Source organism: Methanospirillum sp., from assembly GCF_028679455.1.
Taxonomy (GTDB): domain Archaea; phylum Halobacteriota; class Methanomicrobia; order Methanomicrobiales; family Methanospirillaceae; genus Methanospirillum.
Window position 1 is genome coordinate 1 of sequence record NZ_JAJRBM010000353.1, and the last position, 3979, is coordinate 3979.

Genomic DNA, 3979 nt, shown 5'->3' on the forward strand with positions numbered 1-3979 from the left:
ATTATTTGGAGGGAAGGCCCCCTAACCCAGCCGAGTTCAGGCTTGTTCCTGATGTTGACCTCATGTCCATCGAAGATAAGACTCTTCTCTCAGTTCAGGTCTATCCAAGTGGGATGAGACCCCATTTCCTGAAAAAAGAAGGTCAGGTGGAGGGAGTGTATGTCAGGCTTGGTTCAACCAACCGGAAGGCAGATCAGGATCTGATTTCTGAGTTATCCCGTTCCACTTCAGGCACCTCGTTTGACGAGATGCCGATACCGGACCTCTCAATGGATGACCTTGATCTCGAAGAGGCGAAGCGTTGGTTTCAGGGAATCCGCGAGCTGCATGAAGAAGAACTTGTCACCCTCCGCCTTCTCGTTCCCATGCAGGGAACACTCGTCCCAACCAACGGTGGATTGATTCTCTTTGGAAAGAAGCGGGAATATTATTTTCCCGATGCCTGGATCCAGTGCGGGCGGTTTATCGGGACTGACAAGGCAGATATCTTTGACCACATTGAGATCCACGAGCATCTTCCTGATGCGGTTGAGAGTATCATCCTGTTTCTCAAGAAACATGCGATGAGAGGGGCCGATTTTTCAGAGATACGAAGAAAGGATGTCTGGAGTATTCCGCTCACCATGCTCAGGGAAGCAGTGATAAATGCCCTCGTACATGCTGATTATTCGCAGAAAGGAGCACCAATACGGGTGGCTTTCTTTGATGACCGGATCGAGATAGAAAACCCTGGAATCCTTCTCCCGGGGTTGACGATTGAGGATGTGAAACAGGGGGTTTCGAAGATCCGAAACCGGGTGATTGCCCGGGTGTTCAGAGAACTTGACCTGATTGAACAGTGGGGATCAGGGTTTCGAAGGATTCTTCGAGAGGCCAAAGAACTCGGACTGTCTGAGCCGGTTATTGAAGAGATCGGGATGCGGGTGAGGGTAACGATATTCCTGGCAGAACACCAGGGAATACAAGTAACCGAACAAGTAACCGAACAAGTAACCGAACAAGTAACCGAACAAGTAATACGGCTTCTTCATTGTATGAAAGATACGGCGTTGAGTGTGAGAGAGATGATGTCCTGTGTGGGGCTGAATCATCGTCCGACATTCATGTATGATTACCTGAAACCGGCCTTGGATGAAGGCTTTGTAGAGATGACCCAGCCTGATTCACCGAAAAGCCCTACCCAGAAATATCGGATTACCCGGAGAGGACAGGTGGTGATATTCTCTGAAAAGAAAAGAACTCCTTGAGAGACACTGATATAAATTGAAAGGAATAAAGGGATTTACAGGCCGGCACGATCCACAATAACATCAGCCACTTATTTTGCATCCTGAAAAGGAAAATCAGATGCCTTCAAAAGTTTCCCTGCTTCCCCTGCTGTCATTTTCAAATTTTCAACCTGACAGGATGTATCAGCACCGGCAGGAAATGCAGAAATTCACTTTTCCGGAGTGTCCTTCCCGAGCACCGCAGACGAAACCTAGGCGGTTCCATCGGTGGCAATCGAAGAAGAGATCAGATCCGCAGACATCCCCCATACTCCTACCAAACAGACAAGCCCGGCTGCCGCTATCCATTTCTGCATCTTCATCAGCCTCGAATGATGAAAAAGAGAGATTTAAGCGAGTGTCGTTACCGTGTCGGCCCAGGTTATCCGCGATCAGGATGCTGTCAACCTCGTAGGATGGACGACCACGCTGTCACGTTTGAACGTGATGCTGTAGTTCTCACCGTTGCTGTCATGTGAAGGGGTTCCTCCCATTGCGGTGCTGAGTGCAGCGGTCCCGATGATGGTCGAGATGTCAGTAGTAAGAGCGGAGGAGGTCGTTGCCTTGACCGAGATGGGCCCGACTGTTTTCGCCAGGCCATCTTCATACACGACCTTTCCTGAGTAGTATTCAGTTCCTCTCACTACCCCGGCGATAGTCTGACCTCCGGAGGTGTAGGATACACACCCGAGGGGATTGTTCGTGATGAAATCAGACACGAGGGTCTGAAAGTTTGCCAGGGTGTCAATCGGAGTGGTAAGTGTCCGCTCGGCACTCTTGTTTACGCTCTTTGCTACAAAGTCCGCCATAGTTTGGTCTCCGGCTAGAGTTACTGGCCGATCGTAGTATGACGAGTAAATAAATGAACTCTCATCGTGGCCTAGAACGGGGTGCGGAAATTTAAGGGTTAGAGGATTAGAGCGGTTTGGATTATTCTTTTGTCTAATGGTCTCGAAATACGATTCCCATCATGACGGGTCGGTATGCAGAGAAGATCCTATTGATTTCTGTTCTCCCATCGGTCCGGTTTTAGGTGGAGGTTCATTACTGCAAGGATGATGATCTTCTCATCTTTCTTCTGGTTTGCATATAACAATCCATAGGGAAACCTGTTGAGAATGCATCTCCGGGTATTGGTCGAGAAGGAAGCATATGAATCAGGGAACGTGATAATTCTTTTAATTGCCTGATAAACCTCATCTGCGAATTCTATCCCTAATCCCGGCCGACAGCTCTCATAATATGATACTGCCTGAAGGAGTTCCTGTTCTGCTTCGGGATGAAAATAGAAATTCATTGGAAAGTAATTTTAATATTGGAAAAAACCTGGTTTCCAGGAATCAGAGTAACAGAACCTGTTTCCAGTTCTAAAAATCTCTGCTCTGCTTTTTCAACCCAGAGCCGATCGATTTCAGGATCTCCAGGAAGATTGAGACTCTCTATGAGGCGGTCTATTAATTCTATCCGTTCTTGAGCAGGGAGAGAGAGCACTTCCTGTTCTATTTTTTTGGATATGGATGTCATCCTGCTGATTACCTATAGGTAGTATAGATATTTTTAGTCTGCTGTCCCTCTCAATGGACGACCTTGATCTCGAAGCGGCGAAGCAATGGTTTCAGGGTATCCGTGAGCTGCATGAAGAAGAACGTGTCACCCTCCGTCTTCTCGTTCCCATTCAAGGAACACTTGTCCCTATCAACAGTGGTTTGCTTCTCTTTGGAAAGAAGCGGGACAATTTATTTCCTGATGCCTTGGTCCAGTGCGGACGGTTTATCAGGACTGACAAGGCAGATATCTTTGACCATATCGAGATCCATGAGCATCTTCCTCATGTGGTAGAGATTACCATGCAGTTTCTCAAGAAACATGCAATGAGAGGGGCTGATTTTTCAGAGCTACGAAGAAAGGATGTCTGGAGTATTCCGCTCACCATGCTCATGGAAGCAGTGATAAACTCTCTCGTGTATGCGGATTATTCGCAGAAAGGAGCACCTATCCGGGTGGCTTTCTTTGATGACCGGATCGAGATAGAAAACCCTGGAATCCTTCTCCCGGGGTTGACGATTGAGGATGTGAAGCAGGGCGTCTCGAAGATCCGTAACCGGGTGATTGCCCGGGTGTTCAGGGAACTTAACCTGATTGAGCAGTGGGGGTCAGGGTTTCGGAGGATTCTTCGGGAGGCTGAAGAACTTGGACTGTCCGTGCCGGTCATTGAAGAGATCGCGATGCGAGTGAGGGTAACGATATTCCTGGTAGAATACCTGGGGATACAAGTAACCGAACAAGTAATACGGCTCCTTCACTGTCTGAAAGATACGACGTTGAGTGTGAGAGGTATAATGTCCAGTTTGGGGCTGAATCACCGTCCCACGTTCATGTACGATTACCTGAAACCGGCCCTGGATAAAGGTTTTGTAGAGATGACCCAGCCTGATTCACCGAAAAGCCCTATCCAGAAATTCCGGATTACCCGGAGAGGACAGGCGGTGATATTCTCATAACAGAAAAAATAACTTTTTGAGGGACACTGGTAAAAATTGAAAGGAACAAGGGGATTTATAGGTCAGCATGATCTACAATAACATCTGCCACTTGTTTTGCATTCTGAAAAGGAAATCAGATGCCTTTAGATGTTTCCCTGCTTCCCCTACTATCATTTTCAAATTTCCAACCTGACAGGATGTATCAGCACCGGCAGGAAATGCAGAAAT

At 47.6% G+C, this 3979-nt stretch carries 7 protein-coding genes; 2 read left to right on the forward strand and 5 right to left on the reverse strand.

Annotated features, from left to right (window positions below; all coding sequences use genetic code 11):
* The coding region (locus tag LUQ50_RS12045) for a helix-turn-helix domain-containing protein (protein WP_300040081.1) at nt 1-1247 on the forward strand (1247 nt) is incomplete at its 5' end.
* Between the two features lie 71 nt (nt 1248-1318).
* Here the strand turns inward: LUQ50_RS12045 and LUQ50_RS12050 are convergent.
* From LUQ50_RS12050 to LUQ50_RS16000, 4 genes are all read right to left on the reverse strand, one after another.
* Nucleotides 1319-1438 carry an MTH865 family protein gene (locus LUQ50_RS12050; protein WP_300040085.1) on the reverse strand — a complete coding sequence of 40 codons (120 nt, stop codon included), beginning with the start codon at nt 1436-1438 and terminating at the stop codon, nt 1319-1321.
* A 222-nt stretch (nt 1439-1660) separates the two neighbouring features.
* The gene (locus tag LUQ50_RS12055) at nt 1661-2077 is read right to left on the reverse strand and encodes a hypothetical protein (RefSeq protein WP_300040082.1); all 417 of its coding nucleotides are present in this window, start codon (nt 2075-2077) and stop codon (nt 1661-1663) included.
* Between the two features lie 188 nt (nt 2078-2265).
* The gene (locus tag LUQ50_RS12060; RefSeq protein WP_300040083.1) at nt 2266-2565 is read right to left on the reverse strand and encodes a type II toxin-antitoxin system RelE/ParE family toxin; all 300 of its coding nucleotides are present in this window, start codon (nt 2563-2565) and stop codon (nt 2266-2268) included.
* Complete coding sequence (locus LUQ50_RS16000) at nt 2562-2792, reverse strand: addiction module protein (protein ID WP_367279004.1); 231 nt, start codon at nt 2790-2792, stop codon at nt 2562-2564. The genes LUQ50_RS12060 and LUQ50_RS16000 overlap by 4 nt, the downstream gene beginning before the upstream one ends.
* A 53-nt stretch (nt 2793-2845) precedes the next feature.
* On the opposite strand from LUQ50_RS16000, the gene LUQ50_RS12065 reads away from it, so the two are divergent.
* The gene (locus tag LUQ50_RS12065) at nt 2846-3769 is read left to right on the forward strand and encodes an ATP-binding protein (protein WP_300040084.1); all 924 of its coding nucleotides are present in this window, start codon (nt 2846-2848) and stop codon (nt 3767-3769) included.
* 72 nt (nt 3770-3841) lie between these two features.
* On the opposite strand, the gene LUQ50_RS16005 is transcribed toward LUQ50_RS12065, so the two are convergent.
* Complete coding sequence (locus LUQ50_RS16005; protein WP_367279005.1) at nt 3842-3979, reverse strand: MTH865 family protein; 138 nt, start codon at nt 3977-3979, stop codon at nt 3842-3844.